Here is a 23,582-nt window from a genome sequence, read left to right as displayed (position 1 = left end):
ATCGCGGGCAGAACGCCGGCGCCGGTGTTGTTTAGCGGTACGTCGGCGTGCTCCGCCCGTGGGGGGCGGCGCACCGGGCAAGGAGGGCCGCATGACCGTACGGCGCGTGATGGGCATCGAGACCGAGTACGGGATCTCCGTGCCCGGGCACCCCAACGCCAACGCCATGCTCACCTCGTCCCAGATCGTCAACGCGTACGCGGCGGCGATGCACCGGGCGCGGCGGGCCCGCTGGGACTTCGAGGAGGAGAACCCGCTGCGTGACGCCCGGGGCTTCGACCTGGCGCGCGAGGTGGCGGACGCCAGCCAGCTGACCGACGAGGACATCGGCCTGGCCAACGTCATCCTCACCAACGGGGCCCGGTTCTACGTGGACCACGCGCACCCCGAGTACAGCTCGCCCGAGGTCACCAACCCGCGCGACGCCGTGCTCTGGGACAAGGCCGGCGAGCGGATCATGGCCGCCGCCGCGCAGCGCGCGCTGGAACTGCCCAACGGGCAGAACATCCACCTGTACAAGAACAACACCGACAACAAGGGCGCCTCCTACGGCACCCACGAGAACTACCTGATGAAGCGGGCGACGCCGTTCGCCGACATCGTCCGCCACCTCACCCCGTTCTTCGTCTCCCGCCAGGTGGTCACCGGCGCCGGCCGGGTCGGCATCGGCCAGGACGGCTCGACGCACGGCTTCCAGATCAGCCAGCGGGCCGACTACTTCGAGGTCGAGGTCGGCCTGGAGACCACGCTCAAGCGCCCGATCATCAACACCCGGGACGAACCGCACGCCGACGCGGAGAAGTACCGCCGGCTGCACGTGATCATCGGGGACGCCAACCTCTCCGAGATCTCCACCTACCTCAAGCTGGGCACCACCTCACTGGTCCTGTCGATGATCGAGGACTCCTTCATCGCCTCCGACCTCGCCGTCGACCAGCCGGTGCGCACCCTGCACCGGGTCTCCCACGACCCCACGCTCAAGCACCTGATCACCCTGCGCAACGGGCGCAAACTCACCGCCGTCCAGCTCCAGCTGGAGTACTTCGAACTGGCCCGCAAGTACGTCGAGGACCGCTTCGGCACCGACGCGGACGAGCAGACACTGGACGTGCTGGCCCGCTGGGAGGACGTCCTCGGGCGGCTGGAGCGCGATCCGATGTCGCTCTCCAGGCAACTGGACTGGATCGCCAAGCGGGAGATCCTGGAGGGCTACCGCAGCCGGGACGCCCTGGGGTGGGAGAACCCGCGGCTGCACCTGGTCGACCTCCAGTACAGCGACGTACGGCCCGACAAGGGCCTCTACAACCGCCTGGTGGCCCGCGGCCGGTTCGAGCGGCTGGTGACCGAGGCGGAGGTCGAGCGGGCCGTCTCCAAGCCCCCGGAGGACACCCGGGCGTACTTCCGCGGGCGCTGCCTGGAGCAGTACGCCGACCACGTCGCCGCGGCCTCCTGGGACTCGGTGATCTTCGACCTGCCGGGCCGGGACTCGTTGCAGCGGGTGCCCACGCTGGAGCCGCTGCGGGGCACCCGCAACCACGTCAAGGAGCTGCTGGACCGCTGTCGCACCGCGGAGGACCTGCTGCGGGTCCTCTCCGGCGGGTAACTTTTCGATCACCATGGGTGAACGTCCGCCGAATGGGAATCATCCGGGGTGGCAGCGGGTGTTGGACAGGAAGCGCCACCGGCAAACCGGGAGCGGCAGTCGCACCTTGTGTATAGGGTCGGTGCAGCAAGCAACGACCAAACCGTGCCAGAAGAATCGAGCGGGGTGAGGGAAATGGCGAGCAAGGACACCGGCGGCGGCCAGCAGCGGGCGAACCGCTCCTCCGAGGAGGTCGAGGAGCAGGCCGCGGAAACCCAGAATTCCGACGACCTCAAGGAACGCCAGGAAAAGCTGAGCGACGACGTCGACGCGGTGCTGGACGAAATCGACGAGGTCCTCGAGTCGAATGCGGAAGATTTCGTCCGCGGATTCGTGCAGAAGGGCGGGCAATAGCCCGTCCCCGGTATTCGGGAATTCACGGTCGTGCCCGTCGAGGGCGGTCGGGCGGCGAGGGCCGCCCGGCCGTCCGGCACCGGCCCCCTGCGCGCGTGGACAGTGATCGCCGGGCGGGTAGGGTGCGGGCAACGCGAGCTTCAAGCTACCTGGAAGGAATCGTGTGGAAGCCAACACTCGTGGCACCGGGCGTCTACCGGCTGCCTTCCTGACCCCGGGGTCCTCCTCCTTCGTGGACTTCCTCGCCGAGCACCGGCCGGAGCTGATCCCCGGCCACCGCGGGCTCCCCGCGGGGACCGTGGTCGACGCCCCGCACGGGACCACCATCGTGGCCGCGGTGTTCGACGGCGGCGTGGTGATCGCCGGTGACCGCCGGGCGACGATGGGCAACGTGATCGCCCAGCGCGACATGGAGAAGGTGTTCCCGGCCGACGAGTACAGCGCGGTCGGCATCGCCGGGACCGCCGGCCTCGCCATCGAGATGGTCCGGCTGTTCCAACTGGAGCTGGAGCACTACGAGAAGATCGAGGGCGCGGTGCTCTCGCTGGAGGGCAAGGCGAACCGGCTCACCGCGATGATCCGGGGCAACCTGGGCATGGCGATGCAGGGCCTGGCGGTCGTCCCGCTGTTCGCCGGCTACGACCTGGACCTCGGCCGCGGCCGGATCTTCAACTACGACGTCACCGGCGGGCGTTCCGAGGAGCGCGGCTTCGCCGCCACCGGCTCGGGCTCGGTCTTCGCCCGCGGCTCGATGAAGAAGCTCTACCGCGACGGCCTGACGGCCGACCAGGCCGCCACGCTGGTCGTCCAGGCGCTGTACGACGCGGCCGACGACGACTCGGCCACCGGCGGCCCCGACCTCGCCCGCAAGATCTTCCCGATCGTCTCGCTGATCACCGAGGACGGCTTCCGCCGGCTCACCGACGCGGAGGTCACCGAGATCGCGGTCGCGATCACCGACGAGCGCCGCTCGCACCCCAACGGCCCGCAGGCCCCGCTGCTCTAGCCATCACCTCTCAGGAAAGGGACGACCGCCGGTGTCGACACCGTTCTACGTCTCGCCCCAGCAGGCCATGGCGGACCGCGCGGAGTACGCCCGCAAGGGCATCGCGCGCGGCCGCAGCGTGGTCGTGCTCACCTACGCCGACGGCATCGTCTTCGTCGCGGAGAACACCTCCAGGGCGCTTCACAAGGTCTCCGAGATCTACGACAAGATCGCCTTCGCGGCGGTCGGCCGCTACAACGAGTTCGAGAACCTGCGCATCGGCGGCGTCCGCTACGCCGACCTGCGCGGCTACTCCTACGACCGGGCCGACGTCACCGCCCGGGGCCTGGCCAACGTCTACGCCCAGACGCTCGGCACCATCTTCTCCTCGGTCGGCGAGAAGCCCTACGAGGTCGAGCTGATCGTGGCCGAGGTCGGCCGCACCGCGGACGAGGACCAGATCTACCGCCTCACCCCGGACGGCTCGATCGTCGACGAGAAGAACTACGTCGTGGTCGGCGGCAACGCCGACTCGATCGGCAACTACCTGGGCCAGCGCCACCGGGCCGGGATGAGCCTCACCGAGGTGGTCCGGGCCGCCGTGGACTCGCTCGCCCGCGACCCCAACGGCGGCAGCCCGCGCGCCCTCACCCCGGAGCAGCTGGAGGTGGCCGTCCTCGACCGCCAGCGGTTCCAGCAGCGCAAGTTCAAGCGCATCCTGGGCAACCAGCTCGCCCGGCTGCTCGACGGCGACCAGTCCGCCGAGTCGGACGACGAGGACAACCCGGCGGACACCGCGCCGGAGTAGCAGTGCCTGCGGAGTCCCGTACGGCGGCCGGAAGGAGGCCGTACGGGGCTCCGGTGCCCCTGCGGCGGCCCAGTCGTCGTGGAGGCGGTTTCGGACAGCTCCGACACAGAATGGAGTGCTCATGGACCGCCGGATTTTCGGGCTGGAGAACGAGTACGGCGTGACCTGCACGTTCCGCGGGCAGCGCAGGCTGTCGCCGGACGAGGTGGCGCGGTACCTGTTCCGCCGGGTCGTCTCCTGGGGCCGCAGCAGCAACGTCTTCCTGCGCAACGGCGCCCGGCTGTACCTCGACGTCGGCTCCCACCCCGAGTACGCCACCCCCGAGTGCGACGACGTGGTCGAGCTGGTGACGCACGACAAGGCGGGCGAGCGGATCCTCGAAGGGCTCCTGGTCGACGCCGAGCGGCGGCTGCACGAGGAGGGCATCGCGGGGGACGTCTACCTGTTCAAGAACAACACCGACTCGGCCGGCAACTCCTACGGCTGCCACGAGAACTACCTGGTGGCCCGGCACGGCGAGTTCTCCCGGCTGGCCGACGTGCTGATCCCCTTCCTGGTGACCCGCCAGCTGATCTGCGGCGCCGGCAAGGTGCTGCAGACCCCGCGCGGCGCGGTCTACTGCGTCAGCCAGCGCGCCGAGCACATCTGGGAGGGCGTCAGCTCCGCCACCACCCGCTCCCGCCCGATCATCAACACCCGCGACGAGCCGCACGCGGACGCCGAGCGCTACCGCCGGCTGCACGTGATCGTCGGCGACTCCAACATGTCGGAGACCACGACGCTGCTCAAGGTCGGCGCCACCGACCTGGTGCTGCGGCTGATCGAGGCCGGCGTGGTGATGCGCGACCTCACCCTGGAGAACCCGATCCGGGCGATCCGCGAGGTCAGCCACGACCTCACCGGCACCCACCAGGTGCGGCTCGCCAACGGGCGCGAGGCCAGCGCGCTGGACATCCAGGAGGAGTACTACACCAAGGCGCTGGAGTTCGCCGACCGCAAGGGCATCAACACCGGCACCATCGGCCAGGTGCTCGAACTGTGGGGCCGGACCCTGGAGGCCGTCCGCACCGAGAACCTGGACGACGTGGCCACCGAGATCGACTGGATCATGAAGTACAAGCTCATCGAGCGCTACCGCGAGAAGCACCAGATGAGCATGTCCAACCCGCGGGTGGCCCAGATCGACCTGGCGTACCACGACATCCACCGCCGGCGCGGCCTGTTCTACCTGCTCCAGGGCAAGGGCCAGGCGAAGCGGGTGACCACCGACCTCAAGACCTTCGAGGCCAAGTCCATCCCGCCGCAGACCACCCGGGCCCGGCTGCGCGGGGACTTCATCCGCCGGGCGCAGGAGCAGCGCCGGGACTTCACGGTGGACTGGGTGCACCTGAAGCTGAACGACCAGGCGCAGCGCACGGTGCTCTGCAAGGACCCGTTCCGCTCGGTGGACGAGCGGGTGGAGAAGCTGATCGCCGGGATGTGAGCCCCGCGGGGGATCCCAGATCTGTGATCAAGGCGGTGTCCGGCCCCGGTGGTGTCTACCGGGGCCGGACACCGTCCGGGCATACGCTGTCCGTCGAAGTCAGGAGAGCCGACCTCGATCGACAGTTAGGACCACCGTGCGCCGCACCGCCGGTTTGCTACTCACCCTGCCCCTGCTGCTGGCGGTCGCCTGCAGCAGTTCGCCCAAGGCGGCCGGCCCGGCGACTCCGTCCGCGGCGAGCGCGCCTCCGACGGTGCCCGCGCCGGTCGGCGAGGCGTCGCCGATGCCCACGCTCTCGGGGGGCGGTTTCGGCAGCAAGGCCACCATCACCCTCCCGGAGGGCCAGCCCGGCGGCCAGTTCGTGGTGAACACCGTCACCGAGGGCGAGCGGTCGACGGTCAACAAGGGCGACTGGGTGACGGTCAACTACACCGCGAAGGACTGGACCACCGGCAAGGACCTGCCCAGCTCGTACGACCCGAACGGGAAGCCTCAGCTCTACCAGGCCGGCAGCGGACAGCTCGTGCCGGCGCTGGACCAGAGCGTGATCGGCAAGAAGGTCGGCAGCCGGCTGCTGGTGGTCGCCCCGCCGGCGGCGGCCTTCGGCGAGCAGGGCAGCACCCAGCTCGGCGTCAGCAAGGGCGACACCGTGGTGTTCGTCCTGGACATCATGGAGAGCCTGCCGCAGGACTCCACGCTGACCGGCGCCATGACCCCGCCGCCGGCGACGATGCCGCAGGTCAAGGACAACGGCAAGGCCCCGGTGACGATCACCGTGCCGGCCGGGCAGGCCGCGCCCACCGACCTGGAGCAGGCGGTGCTGATCAAGGGCGAGGGCAAACAGGTCAAGAGCGGGCAGACCCTGGTGGTGCAGTACACCGGGGTGCTCTGGAACAACGGCCAGCAGTTCGACGCCTCCTGGACGCACGGGGGCGCGCAGGCGGTGCAGATCGGCACCGGCAGCGTGATCGAGGGCTGGGACAAGGCGCTGGTCGGCCAGACCGTCGGCAGCCGGATCCTGCTCGTGGTGCCGCCCGCGCTCGGCTACAAGGACCAGGCGCAGGGCTCGGTGCCGGCCAACTCGACGCTGGTCTTCGTGATCGACGTCCTGGAAGCCGTTTAGGGAAGCGGCTTAGGGAAGCGGTTTAGGGCGGACACGCTCTAGGAAGTCCCCCCTGGGATTCCGTACGCTTGGGCGGACGCTCGTACAACGAAGCGTCCGCCCTCATCCTGAGCTGTCATACTGCCCTCGCACTGTGGCAGGCGCCGCCCGGCGTCGAGGTCCGGGGCGGACGGTGCGACGGCAGACCGGCAGTCAGCACGCCGGTCGCAGACCTGGAAGACCTCGTGGCGAGATGGATGGGGAGTCATGACTGAGAAGACGCCGAGCCCGGGCGGGGCCGGCACCGCGGCGAACGACAGCTCTGCGGGTGACCCGGCCGCCTCGCGTCCCGGCGGCCCGCTCCCGGGGGACGGCGAGTCGATCGTCGTCCCGCCGTCGATCCTGAAGCAGCAGGCCGGCTGGGCGCAGCCCGGCGAGCAGCCGCGGGCCTCGGGCGGGACCAAGACGGACGACACCCCGCAGATCTTCGCCTCCACCGTGCGTCGGGGCGACACCTCGGAGGCCGGGTACGACGAGAACCCGCCCGGGGTGGGCCGGCTGGGCGTGATCCTCGGCACGGTGCTGGCCGTGCTGCTGGCCGGCAGCGCCGTGACGCTGTACCTGGTGAACAAGGACGGCAAGTCGGACACCGCCGCCAAGCCGGCGGACGCAGCCAAGAGCGCGCCGCCCACGCCGACCGCCGACCCGGTGCCGCCGATCAAGGACAGCGCCAAGGTGCTGCCCACCGTCACCGGTGACTTCGGCAAGAAGGCCGAGATCCAGGTGCCGGGCGAGGCCTCCGACGGCTCCTTCGTGGTGAAGGTGCTGACCGAGGGCACCGGCCCCAAGGTGGACAAGAACTCCTGGACCTCGGTGGACTACACCGCCAAGGACTGGACCACCGGCAAGGACATCCCGAGCTCGTACGACAACAACGGCAAGCCGCAGATCTTCCAGGCCGGCACCGACGCGCTGATCCCGGCGCTGGACCAGGCCGTGGTCGGGAAGAAGGCCGGCAGCCGGGTCCTCGTGGTGGCCCCGCCGGCCGCCGCGTTCGGCTCCCAGGGCAAGGCCGACATGTCGATCGGGGCGAAGGACGACCTGATCTTCGTGATCGACATCCGCAACGCCAACGCGCCCGACTCCGTGGTGAGCGGCACCGTCACGCCGCCGCCCGCGGACTTCCCGCAGGTCAAGGACAACGGCAAGAAGCCGGCCGAGATCACCCCGGTGGCCGGCGCGAAGGACCCGACCGAGCTGAAGTCGCACGTCCTGATCAAGGGCACCGGGCCGGCGGTGGAGAAGGGCGAGAAGGTCGTCGTCCAGTACACCGGCGCGCTGTTCAAGGACGGCAAGATGTTCGACTCCTCGCTCAGCAAGGGCCAGGCGTTCTCCTTCCCGGTCGGCGGTGGCCAGGTCATCCAGGGCTGGGACCAGGGGCTGGTGGGCCAGACCGTCGGCAGCCGGGTGGAGCTGGTGATCCCGGCCGCGCTGGCGTACGGCGACAAGGGCCAGGGCGACATCCCGCCCGGCGCACCGCTGGTCTTCGTGGTGGACATCCTGGACGCCGGTCAGGGCTGATCCACTTTCGGGTGACAATGGTGTGCGTGTGACCTTCAGGTCCGGCCGCGTGGCCGGACCACCCCGGGCGGTGGGCGCCCGTACCGTGGTCCGGGAACGGACCGGGGTGCGGGCGCCCGCCGCTTGGTCGTGACTGCAATGCGAAACGTGAGAAGAGGGACTGTGAGCGTCAACCTCAACGAGAAGCCCGAGATCGACTTCCCGATCGGCGACGCCCCGGCGGACCTGCAGATCCGCGACATCGTCGTCGGTGACGGCGAGGAGGCCAAGTCGGGCCAGGTCGTCAAGGTCCGCTACGTCGGCGTGACCTTCGAGACCGGTGAGGAGTTCGACTCCAGCTGGAACCGGGGCACCGCCCCGTTCTCGTTCCCGCTGGGCGCCGGCCGCGTCATCAAGGGCTGGGACCGCGGTGTCGCCGGGATGAAGGTCGGCGGCCGCCGCGAGCTGACCATCCCGTCGCACCTGGCCTACGGCAACCAGTCGCCGACCCCGCTCATCCCGGCGGGCTCGACCCTGATCTTCGTGGTCGACCTGATCGGCGTCTGAGTCGTTCCAGAGCGTGGGCCGAACCCCGACCGGGGTTCGGCCCACGGTCGTCTCCGGAGGCGGCTTTTGCACTGCGTACCGCTACCGGTACGGTCGGTCCCGCCGGGTGACGACCGCCCGGCGGGCGCACCCCGCGCACCCCGCGCACGCGCGGCACACCGGAAGGGTCAGCGATGGCGATCGCCAAGGCAGAGCGGCTGATGAATCTCGCCCTGTGCCTGATGAACACCAGACGTCCGCTCTCCAAGAAGGAGCTGCGGGAATCCATCGAGGCGTACCGCGAGGCCTGGCAGAACAGCAGCGAGGACGCCTTCAACCGGATGTTCGAGCGGGACAAGGACGACCTGCGCGAACTCGGCCTGGTGATCGACGTCGACGAGAGCGCCCTGGACGGCGAGCTCGGCTACCTGGCCCGCGCCGACCGCAACCGGCTGCCCGAGATCGCGCTGGACGCCGAGGAGGCGGCCGCGCTGACCCTGGCCGCCCGGGTCTGGCAGCAGGCCAAGATGTCCGGCGCGGCCAGCGGCGCGCTGCAGAAGCTGCGCGCCGCCGGGGTGCCGTTCGCCGAGCCCGAGGGCCGGACCGCCCTGGAGCCGCGCATCCCCGCCCGGGAGGCCGCGTTCGAGCCGCTGCTCACCGCCGCCCGGGACCGCCGCCCGGTCGGCTTCGAGTACCGCAAGGCCGGCGCCGCCGCCGGCGAGCTGCGCACCGTCGAGCCGTGGGCGCTGGAGTGCTGGCGCGGGCACTGGTACCTGGCCGGGTGGGACCGCGACCGCGGCGACGCCCGGGTGTTCCGGCTCAGCCGGATCACCGGCAAGGTCCGGGCCAGGACCGGCGCCTTCCTCGGCACCGTGCCCGAGCACGTCGACGTCCGCGCGACCGTCGCCAAGTTCGCGGGCGAGGGCGCCACCGCCACCGCCACCGTCCGGGTCCGCCGGGGAGCGGGCTTCCCGCTGCGCACCAAGGCGCTGAGCAGCGCGCGGGTGGACGACGGCTGGGACGAGCTGGAGATCCCGTACGGCAACGGGCTGGGCGCCGACCTCGCCGAGTTCGGGCCGGACGTGCTGGTGCTCGGGCCCGAGGAACTGCGGGCCGACGTGATCGACCGGCTGCGGGCCGTGGCCGGGCTGGACGTGGTGAACGGAAGCGGAGAGGTTCAGGCGTGAGCAACGCGATCGACCAGACGCGGCGGATGCTGTCGCTGGTCACCTACCTGCGCGAGCGCCCCGGCGCCGAGGTCGCCGAGGTGGCCCGCGCGTTCGGGATCTCCGAGCGCGAGCTGATCGGGGACCTCAACGTGCTGCCGATGTGCGGCACCAGCTTCCGCGGCGGCGACCTGCTCGACATCGACACCGACGGCGAGCGGATCTGGTGGCACAACGTCGACGACGTGGCCCAGCCGCTGCGCCTCGCCGCCGACGAGGCCACCGCGCTGCTGGTCGCCGCCCGTGCGGTGGCCGGGCTGCCCGGCCTGCGGGCCGGCGACCGGGAGGCGCTCACCCGGGCCGTCGTCAAGATCGAGAACGCGGCGGGCGAGAGCGCCGCCGGCAGCGCCCGGGTCGGCGTGACCTTCGAGGCGGAGGGCCACGTGTTCGCCGACATCGACCGCGCGCTCAGCGAGGGGCGCCGGCTGTGGCTGCGCTACTACTCGCACGGGCGCGGCGGGATGACCGAGCGCGAGGTCGACCCGATCCGGCTGCTCACCGAGGGCCACACCTACCTCGAGGCCTGGTGCCGCACCTCCGAGGACCACCGGATGTTCCGGCTGGACCGGGTCGCCGAGATCCGGGTGCTGGACGTCCCCGCCGACCCGCCGCGGCGCGAGCCGCGCGACCTGAGCGGCGGGCTGGTCAACCCGTCCGCGGACGACCCCGAGGTGGTCGTCGAGGTCTCCTCCGGCGGGCGCTGGGTGGCCGAGTACTACACCCACGACCGGGCCGAGGAACTGCCCGACGGCGGGCTGCGGATCACCCTGCGCAGCGCCGACCCCTCCCAGCTGCGCCCGCTGGCGCTGCGGCTGGGCCGGGACGGCCGGATCGTCTCGCCGCCCGGGCTGGCCGGGCAGGCCCGCGCGGCCGCCCTGGAGGCGCTGGCCGCGTACGGGGAGCAGACCGTCGCCGACGGGGAGGGGCGGGTCTGATCGGTGGAGCCCGGGACCAGATTCAAGGTGTACTGCTCCGAGTGCCGGGAGAAGGTCGAGCTCCCGGCGGAGGAGTTCCGGCTGACCCTCGGTCGCACCCCGGCCCAGGCGCACTACAGCTTCGGCTGCCCGCTCTGCGGGGCGGCGGTGCGCAAGCCGGCCGGGGAGAAGATCGTCGCGGCGCTCATGGGGGCCGGGGTGCGCACCATGCGGCTCGTCCCGGCCGAGGGGTAGCGGGCGCTCTCCTGCGGACCGGGCCGGGGGGCCGGGCCCGATAGGGTGGGGCGCATGTCCTGGATGCTCGTCGCCGCCGTCCTGCTCGCCACCGCGGGCCTGCTGGTCCTCGGGGTGCTCGCGATCCGGCTCTGGCTGGACGTGCGGGCGCTGGCCAAGGGCGTGGACGCGGCCTCGCGGGCGCTGGCCGAGGCGGCGGGGGAGCTGGCGGAGGCCGTACCGGGCCGGTAGGCCGTCCGGCGGTGCCCTTCCGGTGCTGCCCGCCGGGTAGGCCGTCCGGAAGTGGCAGTCCGGTGGTGCCAGTCCGGTGGTGCCCGTTCGGTAGCACGGGAGGGCCGTCGGTGGTACGGGGGCTGCTGCGGGGAGGCCGGGGCGGGTTACGCTCTCAGATGGCTCCTGCAGATGGCTCCTGAACTGCGCACCGGGGCCGCTGTCCTGTTCGGGCGGCCGTCGTCGTGGCGTCATCCGCAGCGGTTACCATCCGCGGCGGGGGGCCCGACGGGTCGCCATGAGTGAAGGTGGTCGCGCAATGCGCATCTCGATGACCGCGATCGTGGTGGTCGTGATTTTCGCCGTCCTGCTGTTCGGCGCCAAGCGGCTGCCCGACCTGGCTCGCTCGCTCGGGCAGTCGATGCGGATCCTGAAGAGCGAGGCCAAGGCCATGCGCTCGGACGGCGCCGAGGAGGATTCCGCCGCGACGCCGCCCCCGGCGCCCCGGGTCGACGGCGGTTCGGCGACGACCGCGGCCAGGACCATCCAGGCGGCTCCGGGCGCCTCGGGCACCGCCCGCCCGGTGGCCGAGCCCGCCGCCGGGCCGTCCGCGGCCGACGGCGACCGCCCGCACTGAGCGCGGCGCACGTGACGAACGCGACCACGGAGGCCCGTCGACCGGCGGGCCTCGACGCACGAGTTGAGGACCGGGGTTGAGCAAGCTCTCCAAGGCGTCGAAGGCGTCCAAGGATCCTGAGGGGCGGATGGCCCTCACCGACCACCTGAGGGAACTGCGCAACCGCGTGGTCAAGTCGGTCCTGGCGATCGTGGTGATCACCATCGTGGCGGCGATCTACCACAGGCAGATCGAGAACTTCCTGCTGGAGCCGCTGCCGCGCTGCACACCGGAGACCGCCGACCAGTTCAAGGGCAAGTGCGCCCAGGTCTCCAACATCGGTCTGACCGCCGGTTTCACCTGGATGCTCAAGGTGTCGCTGACGGCCGGTGTGGTCGCGACCGTGCCGATCTGGCTCTACCAGGTCTGGGCCTTCGTGGCACCCGGTCTGCACCGGCACGAGAAGAAGTACGCCGTCATCTTCATGCTGTGCGGGGCGCCGCTCTTCCTGGCCGGTGTGGGCTGCGCCATCCTCGTGCTGCCGACCACCGTCGACGTGCTGATCTCGTTCACCCCGGACAAGACCACGCCGATCCTGCCGCCCGAGGACTACCTCGACATCGCCACCCGGATGGTGCTGGTCTTCGGCCTGGCCTTCGAGTTCCCGCTGCTGCTGGTCATGATGAACATGGTCGGCATGGTCAGCGGCAAGCGGCTGCTCGGCTGGTGGCGCGGCATGGTCATGGGCATCACGGTCTTCGCCGCCTTCGCCACCCCGAGCGCCGATCCGGTGAGCATGCTCACGCTGGCCGCGCCGATCTGGGCGTTCTACTTCCTCGCGGTGGGCATCGCGATCTACAACGACAAGCGCAAGGAGCGCCGCAACCCCGACGCCGGACTGAGCGACGAGGAGGCCTCGGAGCTGGACCTCTCGGTGCAGCCGGTGGCCGGTACGGAGATGGTCCAGGCCTCGGCCGCGCCGACGGCGGGCGCCCCGGTGCCGGCCGCCCGTCACGAGCAGATCGACGACATCACCTGAGCCGGTAGCGCACCCTGAGGCCCCGGCCCGCCGCCCGACGCGGTGGGCCGGGGCCTTTGTGCTGCTCCGGCCCGGTTTCGGGATTCGGCGGATGGTCTTGGCATGGTGGATGGCATGTGACATATTACTGACGTGCTCAAGACCCAGAGACCTCCCCTGGATGTCGTCGTGGTCGGCGCCGGCGTGGTCGGCGCCGCCTGCGCCTACTACGCGGCCCGCGCCGGGCTCGCCGTCGCCGTCGTCGACCGCGGGCCGGTGGCCGGCGGCACCACCGGCGCCGGCGAGGGCAACCTGCTGGTCTCCGACAAGGAGCCCGGGCCCGAACTCGACCTCGCCCTGCTCAGCACCCGGCTCTGGCACGACCTCGCCGAACACCTCGGCGCGGCCGTCGAGTACGAGCCCAAGGGCGGCGTGGTGATCGCCTCCACCCCGGCCGGGCAGGACGCCCTACGGGCCTTCGCCGTCGGCCAGGCCGCCGTCGGCGTCACCGCCGAGGAGATCCCCGCCGAGCGGCTGCACGAGCTGGAGCCGCACCTCGCCCCCGGCCTCGCCGGCGGCTTCCACTACCCGCAGGACGCCCAGGTCCAGCCCGCCCTCGCCGCCGCCCACCTGCTGCGCGAGGCCCGCCGGATGGGCGCCGAGCTGATCACCGGGGAGACGGTGACCGCCGTGCACCGGGGGCCGGACGGCGCCGTGCGCGGGGTGCGGACCGACCGCCGCCGACTCGACGCCCCCGCCGTCGTCAACGCGACCGGCACCTGGGGCGGCGAACTGGCCGGGCTGGCCGGGGTGCACCTGCCGGTGATGCCCCGCCGCGGCTTCGTCCTGGTCACCGAGCCGCTGCCGCGGATCGTCCGGCACAAGGTCTACGCCGCCGACTACGTCGCCGACGTCGCCAGCGGCTCGGCCGGGCTGCAGACCTCCGCCGTGGTCGAGGGCACCCCCGGCGGGCCCGTGCTGATCGGCGCCAGCCGCGAACGGGTCGGCTTCGACCGCACCCTCTCCCAGGAGGTGCTGCGGCGGCTCGCCGCCCAGGCCGCGGCGCTCTTCCCGGTGCTCGCGGACGTCACCGTGATGCGCACCTACCGGGGCTTCCGCCCGTACCTGCCGGACCACCTGCCGGCCATCGGCGAGGACCCCAGGGTGCCCGGGCTCTACCACGCCTGCGGGCACGAGGGCGCCGGCATCGGGCTGGCTCCGGCGACCGGCCTGCTGATCAGCGAGCAACTGACCGGCAAGCAGCCGGAACTGGACCTCGCGCCGTTCCGGCCGGACCGCTTCGCGGCGGACGCCGGGGCCTGAGCCCGGGCTCCTCGACCGCCGCCAGCCTGCCGACCACGCTCGTTCGTCGACCGCCCCCGCCGTGTCGACCGCCCTCGTTCGTCGACCAACCCCGGAACGGAGAAGCCGCCGATGCGCCGCACCCCCGCCGACCTGGTCCGGGCCGAACCCGGCCCCGCCCACCACATCGAGTTCGACGGCCGACCCGTCCCGGCCCTGCCCGGACAGTCGATCGCCGCCGCGCTCTGGGCCGACGGCGTGCTCGCCTGGCGCACCACCCGGGTCGGCGGCCGGCCGCGCGGGGTGTTCTGCGGCATCGGCGCCTGCTTCGACTGCCTGGCCACCGTCGACGGCCGCCCCAACCAGCGCACCTGCCTGCTCCCCGCCGAACCCGGCACCACCGTCACCACCCAGGAGGGCAACGGCCGTGCCGACCTCGCCGTCTGACCGGACCGCCGCCGAAGCGGCCCGACGCCCCGACCTCGCGGTGATCGGCGCCGGCCCGGCCGGGCTCGCGGCCGCCGTGACCGCCGCCGACCTCGGGCTGCGCTGCGTCCTGCTGGACGCCGGCCGCGGCACCGGCGGGCAGTACTACCGGCACCCCGCGCCCGGCCTCGGCGCCGCCCGCCCGGACCGGCTCCACCACGGCTGGTCCGTCTACACCGGACTGGCCGACCGGCTCGCCGCGCACGAGCGGGCCGGGCGGGTCCGCTTCCTCGGCGGCCACCAGGTGTGGGCGCTGGAGCGGACCGGCGACGGCTTCGCCGTGCACGTCACGCGCGGACCGGAGGCCACCGACCGGGCCACCGTCCCGGCCGCGTCCGTGCTGCTCGCCACCGGTGCGTACGAGCGCCAGCTGCCCTTCCCCGGCTGGACGCTGCCCGGGGTGGTCACCGCGGGCGGCGCACAGGCGATGCTCAAGGCCGGGCTGGTGCTGCCCGGGCGGCGGATCGTGGTGGCCGGCAGCGGGCCGCTGCTGCTCGCGGCGGCGTCCTCGCTGGTCACCGCCGGGGCCGAGGTGCCCGCAGTCGTCGAGGCCACCGACTACCTCGGCTACGCCCGGCGCCCCGGCGCCCTGGCGGCCGTCCCCGCCAAGCTCGTCGAGGGCGCCGGGCACGGGAGCACGCTGCTGCGGCACGGCGTACGGCTGCGCCCGCGCAGCGCCGTCGTCGAGGCGCACGGGACCGAGCGGGTCACCGCCGTCACGGTGGCCCGGCTGGACGCCGACTGGCGGCCGGTGCCCGGCACCGAACGCCGGATCGCCTGCGACGCCGTCGCCGTGGGCCACGGGCTGCTGCCGCAGATCGACCTGGCCACCGAACTGGGGGCGGCCACCAGGACCGCCCCGGACGGCGCGGTCGGGCTCCAGGTCGACGCCCGGCTGCGCACCACCGTGCCCGGCCTCTGGTCGGCGGGGGAGACCAACGGCGTCGGCGGCGCGGACCTCGCGATCGTGGAGGGCGAACTGGCCGCGCATGCCGTGGCCGACCGGGCGCCGAAGCCGGTACTGCTGCGTCGCCGGGCCCGGCTGCGGAACTTCGCCGACCTGATGGCCGCGGCCCACCGGCCCGGCCCCGGCTGGACCGGCTGGCTGCGCCCGGACACCGACGTCTGCCGGTGCGAGGAGGTGCCGGTCTCGGCGATCCGGGAGGCCGTGGACGAGCTGGGCGCGGGCGATCCGCGCACCGTCAAGCTGCTCACCCGGGCCGGGATGGGCTGGTGCCAGGGCCGGATGTGCGGTCCGGCCGTGGCCTGCCTGGCCGGCTCGGGTGAGCCGGGGCCGGACCGGCGGCCGCTGGCCTGCCCGGTGCCGTTGTCGCAGCTGGCGGCCGGGCCGTCCGAGTCGTTCGGGCAGTCCGAGCCGTTCGGCGAGGCCGGCGACTCGGCCTGAGGTCCGTCGAACACGCGGGCCGGGGACTCTTGTCTCCGGCCCATCTCCTCTAATAAAATGTCACACCTCACCAAGGAGCTCACCGTGTCCAACACCCCACACGACACCACCCGGCCCTGGCGCGGCATCATGGTCGCCACCACGATCCCGCTGCGCCCGGACCTCTCCGTCGACTACGACGCGTACGCCGAGCACGTCCGCTGGCTGATCGAGTCCGGCTGTGACGGCGTCGTCCCCAACGGCTCGCTGGGCGAGTACCAGACGCTCACCGCCGAGGAGCGCGCCCGCGTCGTCGAGGTGGCCGTCGAGGCGGCCGGCGACGGCTCCCGGGTGATGCCCGGCGTGGCCGCCTACGGCAGCGCCGAGTCCCGCCGCTGGGCCGAGCAGGCCGCCGAGGCCGGCGCCGGCTCCGTGCTCCTGCTGCCGCCGAACGCCTTCCGGGCCGACCACGCGTCCGTCCGGGCGCACTACGCCGAGGTGGCCAAGGCCGGACTGCCCGTCGTCGCGTACAACAACCCGATCGACACCAAGGTCGACCTCGTCCCCGCGCTGCTCGCCCAGCTGCACGGCGAGGGCTCGATCGTCGCGGTCAAGGAGTTCAGCGGCGACGTCCGCCGGGCCTACGAGATCGCCGAACTGGCCCCCGGGCTGGACCTGCTGATCGGCGCCGACGACGTGCTGCTGGAGCTGGCGCTGGCCGGCGCGGTCGGCTGGATCGCCGGCTACCCCAACGCCCTGCCGGAGGCCAGCGTCGCGCTGTACCGGGCCGCCGTGGCGCACGAGCTGGACACCGCGCTGCCGCTGTACAAGTCGCTGCACTCGCTGCTGCGCTGGGACTCCAAGACCGAGTTCGTCCAGGCCATCAAGCTGTCCATGGACATCGCCGGGCGCACCGGCGGCCCGGTCCGCCCGCCGCGCCAGCCGCTGACCCCGGACGTCGAGGCGGCCGTCCGCGCGGCCACCGAGAAGGCGCTGGCCGAGGGCCTGGCATAACCGGGAGACCTCGCCAGGCCGGCTGAGGGGGCAGCCGGCCCGGCCCCCACCCACCCGATCCCGCGTACGGTCACCACCTCCGTACGCCCACTCCGACGGGAGTCGTCAGAGCCATGCGCAGCCGTCACGTGTTCCACGCCGTCGACTCGCACACCGAGGGCATGCCGACCCGGGTCATCACCGGCGGCTTCGGCGTCATCCCCGGCGCCACCATGGCCGAGCGCCGGGTGCACTTCCAGCAGCACCTGGACCACTTCCGCACCCTGCTGATGTACGAGCCGCGCGGCCACGCCGCGATGAGCGGCGCCATCCTCCAGCCGCCGACCCGGCCGGACGCCGACTTCGGCGTGCTCTACATCGAGGTCTCCGGCCTGCTGCCGATGTGCGGCCACGGCACCATCGGCGTCGCCACCGTGCTGGTCGAGACCGGCATGGTGCCGGTGGTCGAGCCGGTCACCACGGTGCGGCTGGACACGCCCGCCGGGCTGGTGATCGCCGAGGTGCGGGTCGAGGACGGCGCCGCCACCGCCGTCACCATCCGCAACGTGCCGTCCTACTCGGCCGCGCTGGACGCCAAGATCGAGGTGCCCGGGTACGGCACGATCGGCTACGACCTGGCGTACGGCGGCAACTTCTACGCCGTCCTGCCGCTCGCCGAGTTCGGGCTGCCCTTCGAGCGCGAGCGCAAGCAGGACATCCTGGAGGCCGGGCTGGCCCTGATGGCCGCCATCAACGCGAGCCCCGACCGCCCGGTGCACCCGGAGGACCCGTCCATCCACAGCTGCCACCACGTCCAGCTGCTCGCCCCCGGCTCCACCGCCGAGCACTCCCGGCACGCGATGGCCATCCACCCCGGCTGGTTCGACCGCTCGCCCTGCGGCACCGGCACCTCGGCCCGGATGGCACAGCTGCACGCGCGCGGCGAACTGCCGCTGGGGCGCGACTTCCGCAACGACTCCTTCATCGGGACGACCTTCATCGGGCGCCTGGTCGAGGAGACCGAGGTGGCCGGGCGGCCCGCCGTGGTGCCCACCGTCACCGGGCGGGCCTGGGTCACCGGCACCGCCCAGTACTTCCTCGACCCGCGTGACCCGTTCCCGGCCGGGTTCCTGTTGTAGAGCTGTCTGAGGCTGTTTGAAAGAGGAGCCGGCCCCTGGGGGAGGGGCCCGCTCCGACGTCCGCTGAACCACCTTCGAAGGGCTGCTGGTCGTGACCATCACCTCGTACAACCCCGCCGACCCCGCGGACCTCGTCGTCGCCGTCGAGGAACCCGGCGCCGAAGCCGTCCGGGCCGCCGTCGCCCGGGCCAGGGCCGCCCAGCCCGGCTGGCTCGCGGCCGGCGCGGGCGCCCGGTCCGCGGCGCTCGGCCGGCTCGCCGAAGCGGTCGAGGCGCACGCGGACGAACTGGCCGGGCTGATCGTGCGCGAGGTCGGCAAGCCGCTCGCCGAGGCACGCGGCGAGGTCGCCCGCACCGCGGCGATCTGGCGCTACTACGCGCAGGCGCCGTTCGCGCCGTCCGGGGCGGTGCACGAGACCGCCGCCGGGCCCGGGCTGCTGCTCACCCGGCGCCGCCCGTACGGTGTCGCCGGGCTGATCGCGCCGTGGAACTTCCCGCTGGCGATCCCCACCTGGAAGGCCGCGCCGGCGCTGGCGGTCGGCAACACCGCGGTGCTCAAGCCGGCGCCCGAGGCGACCGCCTGCGCGCTGCGGCTGGCCGAACTGGCCGCCGGGGCCGGGCTGCCCGAGGACGTGTTCACCGTGCTGCCGGGCGGCGCCGAGGAGGGCGCGGCGCTGGTCGACACGGTCGACGTGGTCTCCTTCACCGGCTCGACCGGCGTCGGCCGGGCCGTGGTGCGGGCCGCCACCGAGCGCGGCGTGCCGGTGCAGGCCGAACTCGGCGGGCTGAACGCCGCGCTGGTGCTGCCGGACGCCGACCTCGGGCAGGCCGCCGCCCACCTCGCCGCCGCCATCGCCGGGTACGCGGGGCAGAAGTGCACCGCCACCAGCCGGGTGATCGCGGTCGGCGCCGCGTACGAGCCGCTGCGCGACGCGCTGGTCAAGGCGCTGGAACTGGTCGACGACACGGTCTGCGGGCCGGTCATCAACGCCGCCGCCCGGGACCGGCTGACGGCCGCCGTCGACTCGGCCGTCGCCGCCGGGGCCACGCTGCTCACCGGCGGCCGGGCACCCGAGCGGGACGGCTGGTACCTCGAACCGGCGCTGCTCACCGACGTGCCGGCCGAACACCCGCTGGCCCGGGAGGAGTTCTTCGGCCCGATCGCGCTGCTGCACGCCGCCGCCGACCTCGACGAGGCGATCGCGCTCGCCAACGACACCCCGCACAGCCTCTCCACCTCCGTGCACAGCCGCAGCCTGGACGTGGCGCTCGCCGCCGCCGACCGGCTGGACGCGGGCATGATCCGGGTCAACGCGCCGTCCAGCGGCGTCGACTTCCACCTGCCGTTCGGCGGCGCCAAGGGCGCAGCCCACGGCGAGCGCGAACAGGGCCAGGCGGCGCTGGACTTCTACACCGTCAGCCGCACGGTCAGCCTGCTGCCGGGCGGGGGCGCGTGATGCTCGTCCGCACCGTCGACTACCACGCGGCCGGTGAGCCGTTCCGGATCGTGCTGGACGGCGTGCCCGCGATCCCCGGCGACAGCGTCGCCGAGCGGCGGGCCATCGCGCTCGGCGCCGGCGGCAGCGCGACCGCGCCCCGGCCGAGCGCGCTGGACGACGCCCGGCAGCTGCTCAGCCGCGAACCGCGCGGCCACGCCGGGATGTACGGCGGGTTCCTGGTGCCGCCGGACGACGACGAGGCGCACTTCGGGGTGCTGTTCTGGCACAAGGACGGCTACTCGACGGCCTGCGGGCACGGCACCATCGCGCTCGGCGCCTGGGCGGTGGACTCCGGGCTGGTCGCGGCCCCCGCCGACGGCGTGGCCCGGGTGCGGATCGACGTGCCGTCCGGCCGGGTCACCGCGCTGGTGCACCGGGCCGGCGGGCGGACCACCGGCGTCACCTTCCGCAACGTGCCCACCCGGGTCGCCGCCCTGAAGTTGCCGTTGGCCACTTCACGGGGCACCGTGGAGGTCGCGGTGGCGCACGCGGGCGCCTGCTACGCCTCGGTGCCGGCGGCCGCCCTCGGCCTCGCGGTCGAGACCGCGCAGCTGTCCGAACTCACCGCCGCCGGGCGGGAGATCAGGGAGCTGCTGGCCGGCGCGGAGGCGGTGGCGCACCCGAGCGACCCGCTGCTGTCGGGGGTGTACGGGGTCATCCTGTTCGACGAACTCGTCTCGGAGGACGGTGTGTTGAACCAACGGAACGTCACCGTCTTCGCGGACGGGCAGATCGACCGCTCGCCCTGTGGCTCCGGGACCTCCGCCCGGCTCGCCGTCCTCGCCGCCGAGGGCCGGCTCGCGCCGGGGGAGGAGCTGCGGCACGAGTCCGTCATCGGGACGGTCTTCACCGGCCGCGTCCTGCCCGGCGGCGACCCGCTGGACGGCGGCGTCGTCACCGAGGTCACCGGCAGTGCGCACCGCACCGGCGAGCACGCGTTCGTCCTGGAACCGGACGACGACCTGGGCGCGGGGTTCCTGCTGTGACCGCGCCTGCGAACCCTCCTGTGAACCCGCCGGCGAACCCTCCTGTGAACCCGCCGGCGAACCCTCCTGTGAACCCGCCGGCGAAGCCTCCTGTGGACCCGCCTGCGAACCCTGCTGCGCCGCTTCCTGCGCCGCCTCTTGTGCCGCCCGGTACGGCGGCTGAGCCGCTCCAGTACGCCGTGCCGGGCGTCGGCGGGGTCGGGCCCGCGGCTGCGGTGGCGGCGCTGGAGCAGGTGCTGCTCGACGGGTTCGACCCGGAGCCCGCACCGGCCCGCTCGGCCGTCCCCGTCCCGGCCGGCGAGCTGCTGATGATGCCGGCCGCCGCCGGCCCGTACGCCGGGGTGAAGATCGCCGGGGTCACGCCCGCCAACCCCGGCCGGGGGCTGCCCCGGATCACCGGCAGCTACCTGCTGCTCGACGGGCCCACCCTGCAGCCGCTCGCCCTGTTCGACGGCGCCGCGCTCACCACGCTGCGCACACCCGCCGTCACCGCCGTCGCGCTGCGCCGGCTGGCCGCGCCGGACGCCGCACACCTGGTGCTGTTCGGCTCCGGGCCGCAGGCGTACGGGCACCTGGACGCGCTGCTGGCCGTCCGGCCGCTGACCAGGCTCACCGTGGTGGCGCGGGACGCCGGACGGGCCGGGGCCCTCGCCGCGTACGGGCGGGAGCTCGGGCTGGCGGCCGGGGTCGGCGGGCCGGAGGCGGTCGCCGAGGCGGACCTGGTGGTCTGCTGCACCACCGCGCGCACGCCGCTGTTCGACGGCGCCCTGGTGCCCGCGCACGCCGCCGTCGCGGCCGCCGGCTCGCACGAGCCGGACGCGCGGGAGGTGGACGAGGTGCTGGTCGGGCGGGCCGAACTGTACGTGGAGGCACGGACGGTGGCGGCGCGCGAGGCCGGCGACCTGATCATGGCGGGCGTGGCCGGCCGGCAGGTGTGGAACCTGGCCGAGCTGGTGCGCGGCGACGCGCTGGTGCCGGATGGGCGGCCGCGGTTCTTCAAGAGCGTCGGCATGGCGTGGGAGGACCTGGCGGTCGCGGCGGAGGTGTACCGGAGCACCGGGGCCGGCTGACCTTCAGTCCCCGAGGAAGTGGAGCCAGCTCCCCGGGGTGGCGGCGCAGTGGGCGAGCAGGTTGCGCAGGTCGCGGACGGCCGCCCGCTCTTCCTCGGTGGTGCAGCGGGCGAGCAGGACGGTGGCCTCCTCGAAGGCGGCGCCGGCGTCCTGCTCGTTGAACCGGGTGTCGCCGTACGGGTCGATCCGGCCGAGCCGTCCGGGCCGGTGGTCGGCCGGCCGGGCGTGCGCGGCCAGGGCGGCGGCGAGGGCCGGGCCGTGGTCGACCGAGAGGTGCAGCAGGGCCGGGGCGGACCGGCCGCCCTTGTCCGGCCGGCCGTCGTACAGGGCGATCTCGATTCCCAAGTCCGTTGCTCCTGGCGGGTGTCGGGGGCTGCGAAGCGGGAGTCGGCCCGGCGGGAAGGGATCCCCCGCCGGGCCGACTCCGTATGAGCGGGGCGGGCGACAGGTCGTGCGCCGCCGGTCGTTGTCACGGCCGGCGGCCGCTGCCACCATGGGTTTCGGCCGGGGCCTCGGGTGCTGAGGGACCGTTCGAATCGTGGAATGTTGCGCACTCAACGTAACGTGACATTGTACGCTGGTGTTCTGCACCCACCCGGAGGAACACCATGGCCGACCTCAAACCCCGCACCCTGATCTCCGTACAGGAGCGGCTTCGCGACCAGGTCGCCCACGCGCTCCGGGCGGCCCTGATCTCCGGCGAACTGCGCCCCGGCGTCGTCTACTCCGCACCCGCGCTCGCCGCCGACTTCGGCGTCTCCGCCACCCCCGTCCGCGAGGCCATGCTCGACCTCGCCCGCGAAGGCCTCGTCGAGGCCGTCCGCAACAAGGGCTTCCGGGTCACCGAGCTCACCGAGCGTGACCTCGACGACTACACCGAGATCCGTGCCCTGATCGAGGTCCCCACCGTCGGCCGGGTGACGCGCACGGCGACCAAGGAGCAGCTGGAGCGGCTGCGCCCGCAGGCCGAGGAGATCGTCGCGGCCGCGCGCAAGCACGACCTCATCGGGTACCTGGAGGCCGACCGGCAGTTCCACCTGGACCTGCTGGGGCTGGCCGGCAACGCCCGGCTGGTCGACGTCGTCAGCGACCTGCGGAAGCGCTCGCGGCTGTACGGCCTCAACCGGCTCGACGAGCGCGGCGAGCTGACCTCCTCGGCGGAGGAGCACCTGGAACTGCTCGACCTCATGCTGGCCGGCGACGCCGAGGCGGCCGAGGCCTGCATGACCCGCCACCTCAGCCACGTCCGCTCGCTGTGGGCGGGGCAGGACGAGGCGGCGGAGGAGGCCCGCCCGGCGCTGAAGCTGCGGGCGCGGTAGCTCCTTCGGGTGAACACTGAGGACCAGGCACCCAGAGACGCCTGCGGTCTACGATGATGCTCTCGACATCGGCAGTCAGGAGGAATTCCATGTCCGCCGCCGCAGTGGAAGAACCCATGGAGCAGTTCACGCTGCTCGAGGCCGCTGACCTGATTTCCAGCAAGCTGGTCGGCTACCGGGTCGAGATCATCGGGGGTCAGATCACAGTGACGCCGCCGCCTGACGGCCAGCACGGGGATGCGCTGACCACCATTAGCTTCCCCCTCCTGCTCGCCGGTCTCCATGGCGAGACCACCCGGGTGATCCAGGGGATGGGACTCTGGTTGCCGGATGGACCGTTCGATTTTGCTGTTCCGGACATGTCGGTGGTTGATGCCGACTATGCCGACCACAAGATCGAACACAACAGCTACGATCCGTCGGTCTTCCGCCTCGTGCTCGAAGTCACCTCGTCGAATCTCAGTGACGACCTCAAGCGGAAGCCCAGTGCTTACGCTTCGGCAGGTGTGCCCGTCTACGTCATTGCGGATCGAACCAACCAGCGGGTCATGGTGCTGACCGACCCGAACGACGGCGAGTACCGGGTGCACGCCGTCCACCATCCCGGGCAGTCATTTGCGTTGCCGGAGTCGATCGGGGCGTCGGTGACGCTCAAGGTGGACGACGTGCTCGGACCGCTGAAGTAG

25 protein-coding genes are annotated in these 23,582 nt (G+C 72.9%); 24 read left to right on the top strand and 1 reads right to left on the bottom strand.

The features are described from left to right. Positions 1–91 precede the first annotated feature (91 nt). From dop to OG556_RS06725, 22 genes are all read left to right on the top strand, one after another. A complete protein-coding gene (gene dop / locus OG556_RS06830) occupies positions 92–1,603 on the top strand; it encodes a depupylase/deamidase Dop (RefSeq protein ID WP_208869055.1) in 1,512 nt (503 codons plus the stop codon). Positions 1,604–1,777: 174 nt separating this feature from the next. Continuing rightward, on the top strand, positions 1,778–1,996 hold the full coding sequence (locus OG556_RS06825) for a ubiquitin-like protein Pup (protein ID WP_031069167.1): 219 nt from the start codon (positions 1,778–1,780) through the stop codon (positions 1,994–1,996). Between the two features lie 163 nt (positions 1,997–2,159). Further along, entirely contained in the window at positions 2,160–3,002 is an 843-nt protein-coding gene (prcB, locus tag OG556_RS06820; protein WP_371516311.1) for a proteasome subunit beta, read from the top strand. A gap of 31 nt (positions 3,003–3,033) precedes the next feature. Then, positions 3,034–3,789 (top strand): proteasome subunit alpha, encoded by a 756-nt coding sequence (gene prcA, locus OG556_RS06815; RefSeq protein WP_350877989.1) that lies wholly within the window; start codon positions 3,034–3,036, stop codon positions 3,787–3,789. Positions 3,790–3,910: 121 nt separating this feature from the next. Beyond that, positions 3,911–5,272 carry a Pup--protein ligase gene (pafA, locus tag OG556_RS06810; protein WP_371516310.1) on the top strand — a complete coding sequence of 454 codons (1,362 nt, stop codon included), beginning with the start codon at positions 3,911–3,913 and terminating at the stop codon, positions 5,270–5,272. A 136-nt stretch (positions 5,273–5,408) separates the two neighbouring features. Further along, a complete protein-coding gene (locus tag OG556_RS06805; RefSeq protein WP_371516309.1) occupies positions 5,409–6,395 on the top strand; it encodes an FKBP-type peptidyl-prolyl cis-trans isomerase in 987 nt (328 codons plus the stop codon). Between the two features lie 246 nt (positions 6,396–6,641). Continuing rightward, positions 6,642–7,955 carry an FKBP-type peptidyl-prolyl cis-trans isomerase gene (locus OG556_RS06800; protein WP_371516308.1) on the top strand — a complete coding sequence of 438 codons (1,314 nt, stop codon included), beginning with the start codon at positions 6,642–6,644 and terminating at the stop codon, positions 7,953–7,955. A 162-nt stretch (positions 7,956–8,117) separates the two neighbouring features. After that, a complete protein-coding gene (locus OG556_RS06795; RefSeq protein WP_350877985.1) occupies positions 8,118–8,501 on the top strand; it encodes an FKBP-type peptidyl-prolyl cis-trans isomerase in 384 nt (127 codons plus the stop codon). Between the two features lie 173 nt (positions 8,502–8,674). Further along, on the top strand, positions 8,675–9,667 hold the full coding sequence (locus OG556_RS06790) for a helix-turn-helix transcriptional regulator (protein ID WP_371516306.1): 993 nt from the start codon (positions 8,675–8,677) through the stop codon (positions 9,665–9,667). A gap of 26 nt (positions 9,668–9,693) precedes the next feature. Further along, positions 9,694–10,641 carry a WYL domain-containing protein gene (locus OG556_RS06785; protein WP_350878052.1) on the top strand — a complete coding sequence of 316 codons (948 nt, stop codon included), beginning with the start codon at positions 9,694–9,696 and terminating at the stop codon, positions 10,639–10,641. Positions 10,642–10,644: 3 nt separating this feature from the next. Next, a complete protein-coding gene (locus OG556_RS06780) occupies positions 10,645–10,875 on the top strand; it encodes a hypothetical protein (RefSeq protein WP_371516305.1) in 231 nt (76 codons plus the stop codon). 54 nt (positions 10,876–10,929) lie between these two features. Then, a complete protein-coding gene (locus tag OG556_RS06775) occupies positions 10,930–11,106 on the top strand; it encodes a hypothetical protein (RefSeq protein ID WP_159398379.1) in 177 nt (58 codons plus the stop codon). Between the two features lie 298 nt (positions 11,107–11,404). Further along, positions 11,405–11,722: a Sec-independent protein translocase subunit TatA gene (gene tatA / locus OG556_RS06770; RefSeq protein WP_371516304.1), complete on the top strand. Its 318-nt coding sequence runs from the start codon at positions 11,405–11,407 to the stop codon at positions 11,720–11,722. A gap of 127 nt (positions 11,723–11,849) precedes the next feature. Continuing rightward, entirely contained in the window at positions 11,850–12,740 is an 891-nt protein-coding gene (tatC, locus tag OG556_RS06765; RefSeq protein WP_371522601.1) for a twin-arginine translocase subunit TatC, read from the top strand. 132 nt (positions 12,741–12,872) lie between these two features. Next, positions 12,873–14,042 carry an NAD(P)/FAD-dependent oxidoreductase gene (locus tag OG556_RS06760; protein WP_371516303.1) on the top strand — a complete coding sequence of 390 codons (1,170 nt, stop codon included), beginning with the start codon at positions 12,873–12,875 and terminating at the stop codon, positions 14,040–14,042. Positions 14,043–14,153: 111 nt separating this feature from the next. Beyond that, complete coding sequence (locus tag OG556_RS06755) at positions 14,154–14,468, top strand: (2Fe-2S)-binding protein (protein WP_063346903.1); 315 nt, start codon at positions 14,154–14,156, stop codon at positions 14,466–14,468. Beyond that, positions 14,449–15,912 (top strand): NAD(P)/FAD-dependent oxidoreductase, encoded by a 1,464-nt coding sequence (locus OG556_RS06750; RefSeq protein WP_371516302.1) that lies wholly within the window; start codon positions 14,449–14,451, stop codon positions 15,910–15,912. Before OG556_RS06755 ends, OG556_RS06750 begins: the two co-directional genes overlap by 20 nt. Positions 15,913–15,969: 57 nt before the next feature. Continuing rightward, on the top strand, positions 15,970–16,905 hold the full coding sequence (locus tag OG556_RS06745) for a dihydrodipicolinate synthase family protein (protein ID WP_371516301.1): 936 nt from the start codon (positions 15,970–15,972) through the stop codon (positions 16,903–16,905). A 113-nt stretch (positions 16,906–17,018) separates the two neighbouring features. Further along, on the top strand, positions 17,019–18,023 hold the full coding sequence (locus OG556_RS06740; protein ID WP_371516300.1) for a proline racemase family protein: 1,005 nt from the start codon (positions 17,019–17,021) through the stop codon (positions 18,021–18,023). 85 nt (positions 18,024–18,108) lie between these two features. Continuing rightward, complete coding sequence (locus OG556_RS06735; protein WP_371522599.1) at positions 18,109–19,479, top strand: aldehyde dehydrogenase; 1,371 nt, start codon at positions 18,109–18,111, stop codon at positions 19,477–19,479. Next, positions 19,479–20,507: a proline racemase family protein gene (locus OG556_RS06730; RefSeq protein ID WP_371516299.1), complete on the top strand. Its 1,029-nt coding sequence runs from the start codon at positions 19,479–19,481 to the stop codon at positions 20,505–20,507. Before OG556_RS06735 ends, OG556_RS06730 begins: the two co-directional genes overlap by 1 nt. A gap of 140 nt (positions 20,508–20,647) precedes the next feature. Continuing rightward, positions 20,648–21,577, top strand: coding sequence for an ornithine cyclodeaminase family protein (locus OG556_RS06725; RefSeq protein ID WP_371516298.1), 930 nt, complete (start codon positions 20,648–20,650; stop codon positions 21,575–21,577). A 3-nt stretch (positions 21,578–21,580) separates the two neighbouring features. Here the strand turns inward: OG556_RS06725 and OG556_RS06720 are convergent, their stop codons facing one another. Further along, positions 21,581–21,922, bottom strand: a complete 342-nt coding sequence (locus tag OG556_RS06720) for a hypothetical protein (RefSeq protein ID WP_371516297.1) — start codon at positions 21,920–21,922, stop codon at positions 21,581–21,583. A gap of 263 nt (positions 21,923–22,185) precedes the next feature. Here OG556_RS06720 and OG556_RS06715 point away from each other — a divergent pair, with 263 nt between their 5' ends. Both OG556_RS06715 and OG556_RS06710 read left to right on the top strand, forming a co-directional pair. Then, a complete protein-coding gene (locus tag OG556_RS06715; RefSeq protein ID WP_063346897.1) occupies positions 22,186–22,896 on the top strand; it encodes a GntR family transcriptional regulator in 711 nt (236 codons plus the stop codon). Positions 22,897–22,985: 89 nt separating this feature from the next. After that, the gene (locus OG556_RS06710) at positions 22,986–23,582 is read left to right on the top strand and encodes a Uma2 family endonuclease (protein WP_371516296.1); all 597 of its coding nucleotides are present in this window, start codon (positions 22,986–22,988) and stop codon (positions 23,580–23,582) included.

The organism is Kitasatospora sp. NBC_01300, assembly GCF_041435235.1.
Classification (GTDB): Bacteria; Actinomycetota; Actinomycetes; order Streptomycetales; family Streptomycetaceae; genus Kitasatospora.
The sequence above is the reverse complement of the archived record's forward strand: the minus strand, read 5'-3'. Positions and strand labels throughout refer to the sequence as shown.